This window comes from Salibacterium sp. K-3 (genome assembly GCF_054052005.1).
In genome coordinates, this window is record NZ_JBSVZE010000001.1 from 193,683 (window position 1) to 209,293 (window position 15,611).

Here is a 15,611-nt window from a genome sequence, read left to right on the forward strand (position 1 = left end):
GGGATGGGGAGATGATGAAGATATGGACAAAAGCGTTGTCCCTGCTGACCGGGGTGGCGCTGTTATTTCTGTTCTCCTCCAGTACAGCAGCTGCCGGGGAGCTGGTGGAACTGGAGGACAGCGGCTTCATGAAAGATGTCGGCCCCTTTGCTCCGGGTCTTTCCTTTGAAACGGGGATTACCGTGGAAAATGTCAGTAAGGATGATATCGAATATGTCCTTACCTTGAAAAGGGAAGAAGAAGACCAGCAGAACCGGGAAGAAGAATCAATGATGTTCTTTGAAAACCTGCAGGTCACTGTCCAGGCAGACGGTGAACAGAAGTACGAAGGAAGTTTCGCAGGAGTCGAAACCATTGATATGGGACTATTGGAAAAAGAGGAAGATCTGCCGGTGACGTTTGACGTTCATTTTCCTGAAGAAAGCGGGAATGAATATCAGGGGCTTTCCACCAGTGTGTCCGTGAAAGTGGATGCGCGACAGGTGAATACCCCGCCGGACGATGATGAAAACAGCGGCGGAGACGATAACGGAAACGGCGGCAATGATTCAGACGGCGGTTCCGGAAATCCGGACCGTGATACCAGTGATCCGGGTGATACCGGGAATCCAGAAGAGTCCGACGATCCAGAAACGCCTGCAGTGCCTGACCCGGATACCGGAGAACCGGAACAACCGGGGACCGGGGAGCCGGGGGATCCCGAACAGCCGGTAGAGGACCCGGAAAACCCGGACCGTCCCGAAACACCTGAAGAACCTGGCGTACCGGATACTGATGAACCAAATAAACCAAATGAACCGGAAGAGCCCGGCGATGATGAGACGACAGTTCCCGGCGGCAATGATCGGCCCGGTCCAACACTGCCACAGACAGGTGAACATGGAAATCTGCTGTTTTATGCGGCGGGGCTTGTCAGTATAGCTGCCGGCATCTATTTATATGGCAGAGTGTCCTCTTCTCTCGTGCCGCTTGTGTTTAGAAGGAGAAGGGAGCCATGAAACCGGCTGCCTTTCTTCTGATTCTCGCGGGGATCTTCCTGCTGTTTTATCCGCATGTGAACGAATGGATGGCTGATTCCCGGCAGGCGGAACTGTTGGAACAGTGGGAGACTGCTGAAGCGGCACCGGTGGAAACAAGAGTCGGGCGGGATTATGAAGAGCTGGAACAGGTTTTTCAACAGGAAGATTCAGCAGAGGCCGGCGCCTCTTTGCCGGATACGGAAGGAGAAACGGATCCTATCGGGATTCTCCGAATCTCTGCAATTGGAGCGGAACTTCCTGTGGCGGCAGGGGCATCCGCGGAAATTCTCGAGGTGGCAGCCGGCCATCTTGCCGGCACAGCTGCACTGGGAGAGGAAGGCAACAGTGCAGTCGCCGCCCACCGCAGTCACACATACGGCCGCATGTTCAACCGTCTGGATGAGGTGGCAGCTGGAGACGTGATAGAAGTAGAGACCGGCACCGGGACCTATTCCTACACCGTGTTTCAGACGAAGATCGTGGACCCTTCTGATACCTCCGTGCTGCGGCAGGATACGAATGGAGAAAAGGTCCTTACGCTGATCACCTGCACCCCGATGAAAAACCCGGTGAACCGTTTGATCGTGCAGGGAAAATTAAATTGATAAGCAAAAACTGCCCGCTTATACCCAGGCAGTTTTTGTATGACAGTCTGCTTTTAATAGGCCCCCTGAATGTAGGGCAGTACATCCTCTTCATATATCCTGCGGAGCTTCTGCATTTCTTCTTCGGTATAGGAGGTGCTTTCTTCGGCCTGCAGATTGTCTTCCACCTGTTCCATCGATTTAAAGCCGGGGATCACACACGTTACTTCCTCGTGCTCAAGAATCCATTTTAATGCCCCTCTGGTCATGTTTCCGCGTCCTTTTGCGATCCATTGCAAGGCTTGGCTGAGCTCCACTCCTTTTTCAAAAGGAAGCCCGGCGAATGTTTCCCCTACATTGAATGCTTTCCCTTCCCGGTTGAAGTGCCGGTGGTCGTCTTCGGCAAACGTGCTGGTGTTCGTGAATTTACCCGTCAAGAGACCGCTTGCAAGCGGAAGTCTGGTAAGAATACCGACGCCTTGCTGTTTCGCTTTAGGAAGAAGTTCTTCAAGAGGTTTCTGGCGGAAGATATTAAAGATGACCTGCAAGGCACGGACATTCGGTTGTTCCAGGCAGATCAGGCCTTCCTCCACGGTTTCGACACTAACGCCGTAATAGCGGATTTTTCCCTCCTGCTGCAGTTTATCGAGCACGTCAAACACATGGCCGTCCTCGAGAATGTGTTTTGGCGGGCAGTGGATCTGATAGAGATCGAGCCGCTCCCGGCCAAGGCGGCGCAGGCTGTTTTCGAGGTAGGCCCGTACGCTTTTTTCAGAGTAGGTATCAGGATCATCGATGTCTCCGGCGCGGCAGAATTTGCTCGCGATATGAATCTCATCTTCGCGCCTTTTCGCTGCTTTGGCGAGAAGTTCCTCGCTGCGGCCGTCTCCGTATACATCCGCGGTATCGAAAAAATTCACGCCTGCTTCCATGGCCCGCTCCAGTCCTTTTAAGGCTTCCGTGTCATTGGTTGATCCCCAGGCACCGCCTATGGCCCAGGTGCCAAAACTGATTTCACTCACGTTCAGGTCTGTATTACCCAACTGCCGGTATTTCATCTTTTCTCACACCAACCTTATCTATGTCATTTAAGCGCTTCCACAATTATACACGATTTAAGCTGCGGTATCCACGAAAAAGAAACACGGCCTAAACGAGGGGTTAAGACCGTGTTTCATTGATTTTATAAATTGGAACGAAAGAGGGGCAGGAGGTGTACTCTACTGCGGGGTTCCTTCCATATCGGCAATCAGCCAGGTGTCGTTTTTGTTCACAAGGGTGTACTCATAATACGTTTCCTGGTTGTTTAATTCAGTTTCAGGTTCGGTACCGCCGATGACGACTTCATTTTCGCTTCGGGATTCAAACGATACACCTTCCATGTTCCGGAACGGAAAGACCTGGGCAAGCGCCGGTCCGTAGTCATCGAGGCCGTCCTGATAAAATGGTTCCCACATGCCGGATGTCATCTCTTCGGTATAGTATTCATGGAACGTACCTTCGATGTCTTCAAAAGGTGCTTTTGGTTCGTCGTTCTCGAACGAGTCTTCCCATTCGTTGTACATCACATCTTCAATGGCGGCTTCCGCTTCTGTTATACGTTCCTGGAAGTAGGCAAGGGAAGGGGTTTCCGCCGGTTCAGGCCTGTATTCTTCGTTCATGGCTCTGGCGGTGAATACGGAAAACTGGGCCCTTGTCGTCGATTCTCCGGGACGGAACGTGTTGTCTTCGGCATATCCGGTAGTAATGTTGCTGCCGGCCAGTGCCTGGATATCGTGATAGAAAATATAATCTTCATCAATATCTGCAAAGTCCCTGGTGTCGCCGTCTGCGCTCAGGTTATACGCTCTGGTGAGGACGGCTGCCATCTGTCCTCTCGTTAACGGATCATTCGGCATAAAGGCGCCGTCATCTCCATTGATGATCCCTTCATCCGCAACAGCCGCAATTGCTTCATACGCATGGCTGGACGCATCGACATCTTCAAACCCGGGATCCGGACGGTCACCGGTTTCAAGGTTTAGGGAGGCAGCAATCATAAGCGCTGCCTGGGAACGGGTGACGTCATTTCCGGGACGGAACTCACCGTTTGAATAGCCGCTGATGACTCCTTCGCCGGTTAGATACGTAATTTCATTTTCTGCCCAGAAGTCCGAATCAACATCAGAAAAGTTTTCATTCGCGGATACCGCTCCTGCCGTCAGGAAAATTACAGCGAACGAGGTTATACCTATTTTCTTCCACATGTTCATGTCTAAAACACCTCACATACATAATAGTTTTATAGTAAAAGCAGATTTCTCTAACTCTTCCTTACCCCCGGGGATGTTTTCCTAAACGATAAATACAGTTTCTCTTCTCCGCCCCTCCCTTTTGTTATCTTCTATTCGTTCGACGAAGGCAAACACAGAAAAGGTTGCAGAAAAGGAGCTGTTTTTCTTACACCCGGGAAAACAGGTTTAATCATCATCGGTGAAAAGGGATAGTATGGATAAAGGAAGAAAGGAGCGGATGGTGGATGTATATCTTTTCTGAAAAAGAACTTCGTCAGGTGGTGGATGTCAACAAAACCGCGCTGGAGCTGATTGAAGAAGGATTTCAGAAACTGGAGCAGGGCGAAGTGACAATGCCGCCGGTCCTCCGGGTGGATATTCCGGAAAATAACGGAGAAGTGGACGTGAAAACAGCCTACGTGAAAGGGATGGATAAGTTTGCGCTGAAAATTTCTTCCGGCTTTTTCGATAATGTGGATAAAGGACTGCCAAGCCTGAGCGGCATGATGCTTCTGTTCAGTACAGAAACAGGTTTTACCAAAGCGGTGCTGCAGGACAACGGCTATTTGACCGATGTCCGTACGGCCGTGGCCGGAGGAATGGCAGCGGATCACCTGGCAGCGCCCAATATAACAACCGCCGGCGTGATTGGCACAGGCACGCAGGCACGCTATCAGATCCGTGCGCTGCAGATGGTACGGAGCGTAGACCAGGTTCTCGTGTACGGAAGAAAAGAAGAACGAGTGCAGCAGTATATCGATGACATGAAAGAGGCCCTCGGCATCGAGGTGAAAGCGGCACAAAGCGCAGAAGAAGTGGTGCAAAACAGTGATGTCGTGGTAACGACCACCCCCGCGAAGGAACCTATTATTCAAAAAGAATGGCTTCATCCAGGCCTGCACATTACTGCGATGGGATCGGATGCCGAAGAGAAAAATGAAGTGGCTCCGGATGTGCTTGGAGCAGTGGATGTGCTGGCTTGTGATTCGAAAGCCCAGGTATTTAAGCTGGGAGAACACCACCATGCGCTGGAGGCAGGAATCATTCACGAAAACAGCACGATTCAGGAACTGGGAGCCTTATCCCTCGGCCGGGCACAGGGACGAAAATCAGTTGAAGACATCACCTTCTGCGACTTGACCGGTACCGGTGTCCAGGACACAGCGATAGCCGTATATGCTTATCAAAGCCTGCTCAACGCAGGAAAAGGAACGACATTTGAAGATTAGCGTAAAAAAGCCGGGACACCAATCCCGGCTTTAAACAGCAGGATGGCAGAAAAGTGGTTCAGAAACCGTTTGTTTCATGTATAATGGAAGAAAGTCAAACAGAGCAGGTGCTGTTATGGATGTTGCTTTATTTGAACAGATCAACGGTGCAGCCGGCCGGTGGGACTGGCTTGACCTGTTGATGACTGTTTTGTCTTCTTACGGTTTTATTCTTGCTTTTGTCATCATCGTTTTGCTGCTGTTCACACAAAAACGGGGCCCGGCATGGCTCAGTCTGCTTTCCCTGGCGGCGGCACTCGGCCTGAATTACCTCATCAAAATGCTCGTTAACAGGCCGCAGCCGTTTGTTACGCGTGACGCATCCGTCTTAATGGAACAGAGTGCTTCCCCTTCCTTTCCGAGCGATCAGGCGGTCATTATGGGAGTCTGTCTCGCCCTCTTTTTCTGTATCGGACGACAAGCGGGCTGGATGGCTTTGTTTCCAGTGCTGCTGGTACTGGTATCACGCGTCTACACCGGTCATCATTATCCGTTGGATGTCTTAAGCGGAGCACTGCTTGGAGCCCTTGTCATGGGAACAGCCGTCTGGATCCGGAAAAAACGAAGCCGACGCTCTCGGTTCACCCCTTCGTATTCCCGCCATTTTCCGTAAAAAACAGGCATAAAATAGAAGGCTGATACATATATTTGCAGCGGGGATCTATCTTTTCTTGCAATGGAAAATAGGAATCGCTACACTTTGTATGCGGAGAAACGCGAGGGACCCGGAACTATATTCATATAGAAGGGGAGCGGTAAGATGGCAGATGCGCTGAAAACACCAGTTGATGTAAAAATGACGACCAATATCAAACAGCAGGGGGAGCAGGAGCAGGTGAACCTCGAGGCCAAAGGCGAGGTATACCAAAAGCAGAATTTCACCTATGTGTCGTTCACAGAAAATCTGGACGATATCGGTGAAGTTTCCACGGTCTTAAAGGTAGGAGACAGAGAGATCACCGTGCTGCGGTCCGGCTCTGTAGCCATGCGTCAACGCTATTTAAGTGGAGAACGGACCGAGGGAAGCTATGAAACGCCGTTTGGAACATTCACCACCGAGGCGGACACCCATCAGGTGGCTGTCATGTGGGCGGACAGCGGAAGCACCGGCCGCATTCAGTTCGGCTATGACCTGACGCTGCAGGGTGCTGTTGCCGGACGGTACGATGTCACTATTTCGATTGAGGAGGATACGTAACGGTTATGAACGTCGTCGAACAAATCAAGGAGCAGTTAAAACAGGAAACCGCAGATGCCGCTGTTAAAGCGGGTCTTGTCTCCAGAGAAGATCTCCCGGAAGTGGTGATGGAAACACCAAAAGACAAGCAGCATGGGGATTTTGCCACCAATCTTGCCATGCAGCTGGCCAAAACGGCAAAAAAAGCACCGCGTCTGATTGCAGAAGATATTACCGGGGCCATTGATACGTCGAAAGCATCCGTCGAAAAGATGGAGATTGCCGGCCCGGGGTTCATTAATTTTTTCCTCGATCGCAGCTATCTTCGCCAGGTCATCCCGGCGGTGCTTTCAGCCGGACAGGAATACGGAAAAACGGACGTCGGCGGCGGCACAAAAGTTCAGGTGGAATTCGTTTCCGCCAACCCAACAGGAGACCTGCACCTTGGACATGCCCGCGGTGCGGCGGTTGGAGACACTCTCTGCAATATTCTGGACAGAGCCGGCTTTGATGTAACACGTGAATATTATATTAACGATGCGGGTAATCAGATCAACAACCTGGCCTACTCTGTTGAGGCCCGTTATCTGGAAGCGCTCGGCAGGGAAACAACGATGCCTGAAGACGGATACCGCGGCGCTGATATTAAACAATTCGGCGAAGAGCTGGCAGAAGCTCACGGAGAGCGTTTTGTTGATACGGCCCGGGAAGAACGGCTTGCCTTTTTCCGGGAGTACGGGCTGAAACGGGAAATGGACAAGCTGAAGCAGGATCTGCTTGATTTCGGGGTCGAATTTGATGTCTGGTACTCGGAAACGTCATTATATGAGAGCGGCAAAGTGGAGAAGGCCCTCCAGCTGCTCGAGGAGCGCGGGGAAGTGTACGAGGCGGACGATGCGGTCTGGTTCAGATCCACCAACTACGGGGATGACAAAGACCGGGTGCTCGTCAAGAACGACAATACCTACACCTATCTTCTGCCCGACATCGCCTATCACCAAAACAAATTTGAACGAGGATTTGAAAAAGTCATCAATATCTGGGGAGCCGACCACCACGGCTATATTCCGAGAATGGAAGCAGCTGTCCAGGCGCTCGGCTATGATAAAGATCAGCTCGAGACCCAGATCATTCAGATGGTGAATCTGTATGAAAACGGCGAACGGGTAAAAATGAGCAAGCGCACCGGGAAAGCTGTTACGCTCAAAGACCTGATGGAAGAAGTCGGCATTGACGCGACACGGTACTTTTTTGCGATGAGAAGCTCTGATACCCATATGGACTTTGATTTAACCCTGGCGAAATCGGAATCCAACGAAAACCCGGTGTATTATGTCCAGTACGCCCATGCCCGTCTATGCAGCATTTTCAGACAGGCGGAGGAAAAAGGATATACGTATGATCCGGAAGCCGACTTGACCCCGATTGCTTCGGAAAAAGAATATGATCTCCTGAAAAAAATCGGAGACTTTCCGGAAGCTATCGCGCTGGCAGCCGAGAAGTACGCTCCGCACCGGATGACTAATTACGCCCATGAGCTGGCTGCCGCCTTCCACAGTTTTTACAATGCGGAACGGGTGGTGGACCAGGAAGACGCCGCCAAAACCCAGGCCCGGCTCAAGCTCGTCAAAGCTGCCCAGATCACGCTCCAGAACGCGATGACGATGATTGGTGTCCATGCCCCTGAAAAAATGTAATCATGATGTACAAAAAGACCTGCCCGGTCAGCAAGCCGGACAGGTCTTTTTGCGCCGTATGTGGACAAATCAGGAGTGCAAATGTCTATAAACTGCAGGTAAGGGACACTTTAAGGAAAACACAGAACCAAATGGCTGCAACCAACATTTATTGGACATCCTACCACGCTTGATTCTGAAAAATGGGTTATAACCTGATTTTCTGGACATTCAGCTCCAACCGCCTTCCCCTTTCTCTCCCCGTTTTATAAAAGGTCGCGAAAGGTAATCAGCTGTACATCAGCATTGTTGTTAAGCCGAAGTTTCAGAGCATCATCGGTCAGCAGGGCAAGCTCTTCCGCGCGGGGAAATAAAAAGGAAGAACCTTCAATCAGCGGTTTGTCCAGATAGGCAGGGTGGGTCATGAATTCAATTGTATCGGCCTGTTCGTACGTTTCTTCCATGTTTCCTTTTAATTTATCAATGCGGAGTTCCAGGTAATCAGTCGTCATAACGTCAGAAACGAAAGAATCTTCGCCCGGTGTCTTTTCCGGAAAAGGAACCCGGACTGGAAGATGATAAGAAGCGGCAAGGGACGTATATACTTCTGTCAGTCCCGGGTAAGAGTGAATATGATGATGGCTGTCCAGATGAGTCGGGGTGATCCCGAACTGGACAGCCCTTTCTATCTGAGCTTTCCATTCCTGATAAACTTCTTCTTCATTAATGTCATATGAACCGGAATAGTAGGATAAAGTACGAAACTTCCCCTGTTCATCCACGATCGTTTGATGACCGGAGACAAGAGGAGGGCCGCAGGTTAATGTGAGGTGTATGCCGACACCGAGCTCAGGATTGGCCGCCGCCAGGCCGCAGGCGTGCGACGCTTCGGGCATATTGGTCATTAGCGTGGTCGATGTTAAGACGCCGGAGGTGTGAGCGTCCATTATTCCGTAGTTCACCCCCTTCGAATACCCGAAATCATCAGCGTTGATAATGAGGTTTTTCAAGAAGACCAACCCCTTCTCCACAAGATTATTGATAGTTTCTTTCGATCATGAATTCCACCCGGTCTCCCCGGAAATAAGCTTCTGAATATTCCACAGCTTCTTCAGATGGAATAAAGGTTATGGTGGAAATTTGAAAACAGGGAGCCCCGGTGGAGATATTCAAACTGGCTGCTGCTTCTTCATCGGTTATCACAATTTTTATCTGTTCTTCCGTTCTGTTCAGCTGATGGCCGTTGGCGGTGATGGTATCATACAACGACTGCTCTGCCGACTCTTCCGTTAAGTCGGGAACAAGGTCTTTCCTTACATAAGCGATCTCAAACTGGATTTCTTCGTCATCTGCGAAACGCGTTCGTTTCACGATATAGATGGGATCCCCCTCGTTGATCCCCAGTTTTTGCGCGGCTTTTTTGTCAGCGGCGTCCTCTCTGCATTCCTCCACCTTGATGCGTGGGGTACGCGACTGGGCGCGAAGCTGATCACTAAACCGCATCGTACTGGAGCTCAATATCTGCTGTACTTTCCCTTTAGCGACAAATGTGCCTTTTCCCTGTTTACGGTAAATATGTCCTTCCATAATTAAATGGTTTAACGCAGTGCGGATGGTTGTGCGGCTCACCTCATATAAACTGCAAAATTCCGTTTCCGTAGGCAGAAGGCGTCCGGGACGGTAATATCCACTTTCAATTTTTTCAATGATGTCTTTTTTAATCCGGCTGTGTAACTGAGATTTTTTCTTCGCCATTGCTGTCTCTCCCTGCCTGTAAATGATGTAGTCATAGTTTATCACAATTCATCATAAATTCATAATAACAAAATGGTATAGACATATTTGTAGTAACATGTTAAATTATTTTTAGAAAGCGCTTTTACATATAAAGGAGGTTACGAGCATGGGGTTAAAACTTGTAGTCATTGGCGGGGGATCCAGCTATACACCGGAAATCATCGAAGGTCTGATCGACCGTTATCATCGTTTTCCGGTGACCTCTGTTGTGCTGGTGGATGTAGCAGAAGGGGAAGAAAAAATGAAGACAGTGGCATCGCTGTCACGCCGGATGATAGCGGAGGCTGGACTGCCTGTGGAGATCCATGCCGGGAAGGACCGGAAGAAAGCACTTCATCATGCTGATTTCGTCATGGTTCAAGTGAGGGTCGGCGGCCTGCAGGCCCGTTATTATGATGAACAGATTCCTTTAAAACACCGGTTGATCGGTCAGGAAACGAACGGGGCAGGGGGGATTTTTAATGCACTGCGGACAGTACCTGTTCTTCTGGATATTGCTCAAGATATGCATAATATCTGTCCTGAAGCCTGGTTAATCAACTTTTCCAATCCGGCAGGCATTGTAACAGAAGCAGTTTTAAAGCACTCTCCCCACCAGAAAGTGGTAGGCGTCTGCAATATTCCATACAACATGAGAACAGGCATTGCTTCTTTATTTGGTGTAGGGATTGAACGGATTTCTGTAGAATTTTTAGGGCTGAACCACTTTTCATTCGGAAAGCGTGTTTTTATAGACGGAAAAGACCGGACCTCAGAAACCATAGAAAAATTGATAAACCAGGATGTGGACTATGCGCCGGCTAATATCGTATCGCTTCCCTGGAATAAAACGTTTTTGAGCATGATCGGTATGATCCCGAATCCTTATCATCAATATTATTTTCAACAGGAAACGATGCTGGAAAAAGACATCAAGCAATGGAAAGAACAGGGGACGAGAGCGGAGATGGTCATGCAGGTGGAAAAACATTTATTTCGGCAGTATGCGGATGAATCCGTTAAAGCCAAACCAAAAGAACTGGAAGAAAGAGGAGGTGCCTATTATAGCGATGCTGCCTGCAACTTAATGGTTTCCATGTATAATAACGTTCTGGATGTGCAAACGGTGAACACGCGTAACAATGGCTGTCTTCCGGAGTTGGCGGATGATGCTGTTATTGAAGTAAATAGTCTTATTACTGCAGATGGGCCGAGACCGATTGCTGTTGGCTCCATTCCAAGACAAACAAGTGGTTTACTCATACAGATGAAAAAAATGGAGGAGTTGGTCATCGAGGCTGCGGTAACTGGTAATTATTACAGCACCTATGCTGCTTTTGTAATGAATCCGCTGATCCGATCTGATGAAAAAGCTCAGATAGTACTTGATGAGTTATTAGAGGCTCATAAGGACTTTCTGCCTCAATTCACTAAGGGGGTTGTTCGTTCATGAATCAGAACAAATTCATGCGTTTTATGGAAGAAAAGTTTATGCCCATAGCCGGAAAAATAGGTTCCCTGCGTCACTTGGTGGCAATAAGAGATGGTTTTGTAGGGATTATGCCGCTGATTATCATTGGATCCCTCGCCGTTCTTATTAATAATTTTCCGTGGGATGGTTTCCAAAACTTCATGGTAATGGTTTTTGGAGACAATTGGAAAATGGTGGGCGATTCAGTATGGAATGGATCCTTTGCTATCCTCAGTTTATTGGTAACGGCGTCTATTGCGTATAAGCTGGCAGAATCTTATGAGGCAGACGGAATATCGGCTGCTCTGATTGCTGTTGGTGCTCTTGTTGTGTTGACCCCGGTTACGGATGATTTCGGCCTCTCATTCACCTGGCTTGGGGCACAGGGCTTATTTGTAGCTGTTGTTACATCGATCGTTTCAACAGAAGTATTTCGAATATTGGGTAAATACGAAAAATTGAAAATAAAAATGCCGGAAGGAGTTCCGGAAGGAGTGACAAAGTCATTCAACGCTCTGCTCCCGGCAGCCCTCATATTGTTCGCAGCGGGGTTGGTTAATACCTTGATCACCCTTACTTTCGGCCAAAGCATTCATGAACTCGTCTTTTCCGTTATTCAGGAGCCGTTGCAGGGTTTATCCAACACCATAGGTTCAGCGTTACTGTTTGCCTTTTTAAATCAACTGCTTTGGTTTTTCGGTCTGCACGGGACCAATATTCTGGGGCCGATCATGGAATCGATTTATCTTCCGCTGATTGAAGAAAACCAGTCCTTATTTGCAGCGGGTACCAGTGCCTTTGACGTCCCCTATATTGTGACGAAGCCGTTTTTTGATGCGTATGTTTTCATGGGCGGATCCGGCACAACCCTGGCTCTTATTTTTGCCATATTCCTGGTCGTCAAATCCAGGCACTACAGAACAGTAGGGAAACTCTCAAGTGCTCCGGGGATTTTTAATATTAATGAACCCATGTTATTTGGACTTCCGGTGGTATTGAACCCGGTGATGCTTGTTCCATTTATTTTAATCCCCTTTGTCTTAACGATTGTCGCGTATTCGGCAATTGCTGTCGGCTTTGTTCCCAAAACGGTAGCCATTCTGCCGTGGACGACTCCTCCGATACTAAGTGGATATCTGGTCACAGGAGGATCCTGGTCCGGTGTTGTTCTGCAGCTTATTAATTTGTCGATTGCCACGGCGATGTATATTCCATTCATCATGGCAGCCGATCGTTCACAAATGAAAAATACAGGCCACGAAGACTTCAGCCAAGAAGAAAGGAAGGTGAGTGGTCAATGAAACACACGCTGGATCTTCAGCAGGTTTCTTTTGACATTATTCTACATGCAGGAAATGCCCGTTCTTCCGCCATGGAAGCTTTACAGTCGGCAAGAATGGGAGAGATAGAGCAGGCATATCAGAAGATAAAAGAGGCAGAAGAGGAATTGAACCAGGCCCATCACTCCCAAACTGCATTATTGCAGCAGGAAGCATCAGGCAGAGAAGAAAATCCTTCTATTTTATTAATTCATGCCCAGGATCACTTGATGAATGCAATGACGGTGAAAGAGCTAGGAGAAGAAATCATAGAACTTCATAAAAGAGGGAAAGGGGACAGGTAAAATGAAAATCGCACTGGTTTGTTCAGCAGGGATGTCCACGAGCATGCTTGTGAAAAACATGAGAGAGGCAGCGGAACAAAAAGGGATAGAGGCTGATATCGATGCATATGCAGAGGGAGAATTAAACCAACACATGGAGGAGCTGGAGGTCATTCTCATAGGCCCGCAGGTACGGTATTTAAAACAGAAAATTTCAGGGAAAGCCGGTTCTTACAATATACCAGTAGATGTGATTGATAATATGGCTTATGGCACAATGAATGGGGACAAAGTGCTGCAGCAGGCGCTGGATTTAACATCATAATAACCTCCTGCTCTGTCATATAGACGTTGTCCTGCCTGCACCGATATTTTATCGGCTGCAGGATTTTTTTTGACTGCGGCATTATCAACGACTTCTCGTTCCTCCAGATATCACAAATTCCCAGTTAAGGAAAACGAAAAAAGGGAATATTTTAAAGCGGAGTGTTACATAGTAGAAAGAAAGGTGTGATAACGGATGCAGGAAGCACTGTTATCTCTGTTAACAGGACTTGGCGTCGGCTTCTTGTTTGCGCTTGTGCGCCTTCCGATTCCAGCCCCTCCCGCACTGCCGGGGGTGCTCGGTGTGGCCGGGATTTTTCTCGGCTATAAAGTGTTTCAGTGGATTCAGGCCTGGATGCAGAGTGGAGGGAGCTGAACAAAGGAGGAGAGATTGTAGATGCCGTTTTTCATGTCACAGGGAAGCGCGCTGCATTACCAGGTATGGGGGCACGGCCTTCCTGTTTTTTTTATTCATCCTCCGGCCATGGGGGGAGCGGCCTTTTATCACCAGCGGAAACTGGGCCGGGAGTGTAAAGTGGTGCTGATGGATGCCCGGGGGCACGGTTTCAGTCAATCAGGCAGCGGAACGCTAACGATTTCGGAATGGGCGGAGGACCTTTACAACCTGGCGGATCTCCTCAGACTTGATCAGGTGCTTTTATGCGGCTATTCGAGCGGTGGCTCTGTGGCTCTTGAATTTGCGCTGCGCTGGCCGGAGCGGACGGCGGGTATCGTGACAGCCGGTGGTTTTCCGGAAGTATGCACGACCTTGCTGCGCAAGGAATTTGAAACCGGAATCCGGATCACGGAAAAAGGATGGATGGGACTGCTTGCCTGGATGCTTTCCGTCGGTAATGCCAAAGACGTGCGGCACCGGGAAGCGATAGCAGGAACGGTAAAGAGAAGTTCCGCCCCGCTTGTCCGCTCCCTCTATGAATCGGGTCTCCGTTATTCGTGTACGGAAAAACTGCCGGAGCTGCGGGCACCGCTGCTTCTTTTATACGGCACCAGGGACTGGTATGTTCATTACTATCAGTACCTGTTCTACAAATATGCGGTTCAGGCTCCGAAAGATGTCGTAAGGGTGAGCGGGGTCGGCCATCAGATACCGACCCTGAAGCCTGATGTCTATAATGCGGTGGTGACAGAGTTTATCCGGAAAGTGGAACAAGACCGGGCATCCGTGAACATGTCATAGCAGTTCTTCCAGAAGATGAGCGGCGGTTTCTTTGAGGCGCACGAAGAACGGCCGCTGCTTCACGTCTTCGGAGTGCAGACGGGTGGATTGTTTCATATCGTTCTCCAGGGTGTGTTTGACATCTTCCATGAATGCCTTGTCCTGAATGAGTGTATTCATTTCCAGATTCAGATGAAAGCTGCGCTTATCAAAATTGGCGCTGCCGATATCGCAGAATTCATCATCAACGAGCACGGCTTTCGCGTGATAAAAGCCGGCGTTGAAATGGTAGACATGGGCTCCCGCATCGATCAAAGGTTCAAGATAAGACCAGGATGCTTCCTGAACGAGTGGATGATCCCGTTTTGCCGGCAGCAGTATCGTTACTTCCACCCCTCTGCCCGCAGCTTCCAGTAAAGCCTGCTCCAGCGCCGCTCCGGGGATGAAATAAGGGCTTGAGATGTAGATATGGTGCTGTGCTTTCTGAATAACGTAGAGAAAAGAGTTCAACACCCCGTCTCCATCTGTTGCCAAAAACCGGAAACAGGTATCTCCTTTCGTCAGGCCGGAAGTGCTGCCGACAGAAGAAAACCGGTCCTCCGGATGTTCCCACTGCCAGTCCGTGATGAACTGCTGCTTTAAATCCTGCACCCCGTCACCGGCAATACGAAGATGAAAATCCCGCCAGAATCCGAGTTTCGGATCCCGGCCGAGGTACTCATCCCCTACATTAAATCCGCCCGTATATCCTATGTTCCCGTCGATCACTGTTATTTTCCGGTGGTTGCGCCGCTGCAGCGAGTAGAAAGGATAAGGCAGCGATACCGGCCGGCTGTAAGTGAAGGAAACCCCCGCCTGTTTCAGCTTCTGACGCCCTTTTCGACTCAGGCCGCCGCTCACCCGGTCCAGCATGACCCGGACAGCGACCCCCTCTTCTGCTTTCCGGCAGAGAAGGTCGATCAGCCGGCTCCCGATGCTGTCGTAACGAAAAATGAAAAAAAGAACGTAAATATATTCCTCCGCCTGTTCGATATCTTCAAAGTAATCCCTGAAAAAGGATCCCCCTTCGTCATACCATGATATCTCCGCGCAGCGAAGGGGATAAAGTACAGCTCGGCGGTGTTTGCGGTGCTGCTTTCTGCCAATGGTAAAATCAAGCACGCACCACCCCGCAGCGAGTAGTGCTGCACCAACTCCTGAAACGATCCAGATCATGGAACAGGCCTCCTGAAATTAAACTGTATCTATTAGAATGTCCGAATC

Annotated in this window: 17 protein-coding genes; 12 read left to right on the forward strand and 5 right to left on the reverse strand. The window is 49.4% G+C overall.

The window, feature by feature from the left end; genetic code table 11:
- Nucleotides 1-11 precede the first annotated feature (11 nt).
- Complete coding sequence (locus ACW9JV_RS01010; protein ID WP_457330462.1) at nt 12-998, forward strand: LPXTG cell wall anchor domain-containing protein; 987 nt, start codon at nt 12-14, stop codon at nt 996-998.
- Entirely contained in the window at nt 995-1,624 is a 630-nt protein-coding gene (locus ACW9JV_RS01015; RefSeq protein WP_457330464.1) for a class D sortase, read from the forward strand. Before ACW9JV_RS01010 ends, ACW9JV_RS01015 begins: the two co-directional genes overlap by 4 nt.
- Nucleotides 1,625-1,677: 53 nt before the next feature.
- Here ACW9JV_RS01015 and ACW9JV_RS01020 read toward each other — a convergent pair whose 3' ends face one another.
- Together ACW9JV_RS01020 and ACW9JV_RS01025 are read right to left on the reverse strand one after the other, a co-directional pair.
- Nucleotides 1,678-2,661: an aldo/keto reductase gene (locus ACW9JV_RS01020; protein WP_457330466.1), complete on the reverse strand. Its 984-nt coding sequence runs from the start codon at nt 2,659-2,661 to the stop codon at nt 1,678-1,680.
- 162 nt (nt 2,662-2,823) lie between these two features.
- Nucleotides 2,824-3,855 (reverse strand): S-layer homology domain-containing protein, encoded by a 1,032-nt coding sequence (locus tag ACW9JV_RS01025; protein WP_457330467.1) that lies wholly within the window; start codon nt 3,853-3,855, stop codon nt 2,824-2,826.
- Nucleotides 3,856-4,121: 266 nt separating this feature from the next.
- Between ACW9JV_RS01025 and ACW9JV_RS01030 the strand changes: the two genes are divergently transcribed.
- The 4 genes from ACW9JV_RS01030 (at nt 4,122) to argS (ending at nt 8,018) form a co-directional block, all read left to right on the forward strand.
- Nucleotides 4,122-5,105, forward strand: a complete 984-nt coding sequence (locus ACW9JV_RS01030; protein WP_457330469.1) for a cyclodeaminase — start codon at nt 4,122-4,124, stop codon at nt 5,103-5,105.
- 115 nt (nt 5,106-5,220) lie between these two features.
- A complete protein-coding gene (locus ACW9JV_RS01035; RefSeq protein ID WP_457330471.1) occupies nt 5,221-5,757 on the forward strand; it encodes a phosphatase PAP2 family protein in 537 nt (178 codons plus the stop codon).
- A gap of 147 nt (nt 5,758-5,904) precedes the next feature.
- Nucleotides 5,905-6,342 (forward strand): DUF1934 domain-containing protein, encoded by a 438-nt coding sequence (locus ACW9JV_RS01040; RefSeq protein WP_457330473.1) that lies wholly within the window; start codon nt 5,905-5,907, stop codon nt 6,340-6,342.
- Nucleotides 6,343-6,347: 5 nt separating this feature from the next.
- Complete coding sequence (argS, locus tag ACW9JV_RS01045) at nt 6,348-8,018, forward strand: arginine--tRNA ligase (protein WP_457330475.1); 1,671 nt, start codon at nt 6,348-6,350, stop codon at nt 8,016-8,018.
- A 245-nt stretch (nt 8,019-8,263) separates the two neighbouring features.
- Here the strand turns inward: argS and chbG are convergent, their stop codons facing one another.
- The gene (gene chbG / locus ACW9JV_RS01050; RefSeq protein WP_457330477.1) at nt 8,264-9,007 is read right to left on the reverse strand and encodes a chitin disaccharide deacetylase; all 744 of its coding nucleotides are present in this window, start codon (nt 9,005-9,007) and stop codon (nt 8,264-8,266) included.
- A gap of 25 nt (nt 9,008-9,032) precedes the next feature.
- The gene (locus ACW9JV_RS01055; RefSeq protein ID WP_457330479.1) at nt 9,033-9,752 is read right to left on the reverse strand and encodes a GntR family transcriptional regulator; all 720 of its coding nucleotides are present in this window, start codon (nt 9,750-9,752) and stop codon (nt 9,033-9,035) included.
- Nucleotides 9,753-9,900: 148 nt separating this feature from the next.
- Between ACW9JV_RS01055 and ACW9JV_RS01060 the strand changes: the two genes are divergently transcribed.
- The 6 genes from ACW9JV_RS01060 to ACW9JV_RS01085 all read left to right on the forward strand — a co-directional run bounded on the left by ACW9JV_RS01060 (nt 9,901) and on the right by ACW9JV_RS01085 (nt 14,369).
- On the forward strand, nt 9,901-11,226 hold the full coding sequence (locus ACW9JV_RS01060; protein WP_457330481.1) for a 6-phospho-beta-glucosidase: 1,326 nt from the start codon (nt 9,901-9,903) through the stop codon (nt 11,224-11,226).
- On the forward strand, nt 11,223-12,545 hold the full coding sequence (gene celB / locus ACW9JV_RS01065; protein ID WP_457330483.1) for a PTS cellobiose transporter subunit IIC: 1,323 nt from the start codon (nt 11,223-11,225) through the stop codon (nt 12,543-12,545). Before ACW9JV_RS01060 ends, celB begins: the two co-directional genes overlap by 4 nt.
- The gene (locus tag ACW9JV_RS01070; protein WP_457330485.1) at nt 12,542-12,868 is read left to right on the forward strand and encodes a PTS lactose/cellobiose transporter subunit IIA; all 327 of its coding nucleotides are present in this window, start codon (nt 12,542-12,544) and stop codon (nt 12,866-12,868) included. Before celB ends, ACW9JV_RS01070 begins: the two co-directional genes overlap by 4 nt.
- Nucleotide 12,869: 1 nt before the next feature.
- A complete protein-coding gene (locus ACW9JV_RS01075; protein ID WP_457330487.1) occupies nt 12,870-13,172 on the forward strand; it encodes a PTS sugar transporter subunit IIB in 303 nt (100 codons plus the stop codon).
- 195 nt (nt 13,173-13,367) lie between these two features.
- The gene (locus ACW9JV_RS01080) at nt 13,368-13,547 is read left to right on the forward strand and encodes a XapX domain-containing protein (RefSeq protein ID WP_457330489.1); all 180 of its coding nucleotides are present in this window, start codon (nt 13,368-13,370) and stop codon (nt 13,545-13,547) included.
- Nucleotides 13,548-13,568: 21 nt separating this feature from the next.
- A complete protein-coding gene (locus tag ACW9JV_RS01085; RefSeq protein WP_457330491.1) occupies nt 13,569-14,369 on the forward strand; it encodes an alpha/beta fold hydrolase in 801 nt (266 codons plus the stop codon).
- Here ACW9JV_RS01085 and cls read toward each other — a convergent pair.
- Nucleotides 14,364-15,563 carry a cardiolipin synthase gene (gene cls / locus ACW9JV_RS01090; protein WP_457330493.1) on the reverse strand — a complete coding sequence of 400 codons (1,200 nt, stop codon included), beginning with the start codon at nt 15,561-15,563 and terminating at the stop codon, nt 14,364-14,366. The genes ACW9JV_RS01085 and cls overlap by 6 nt on opposite strands.
- Nucleotides 15,564-15,611 lie beyond the last annotated feature (48 nt).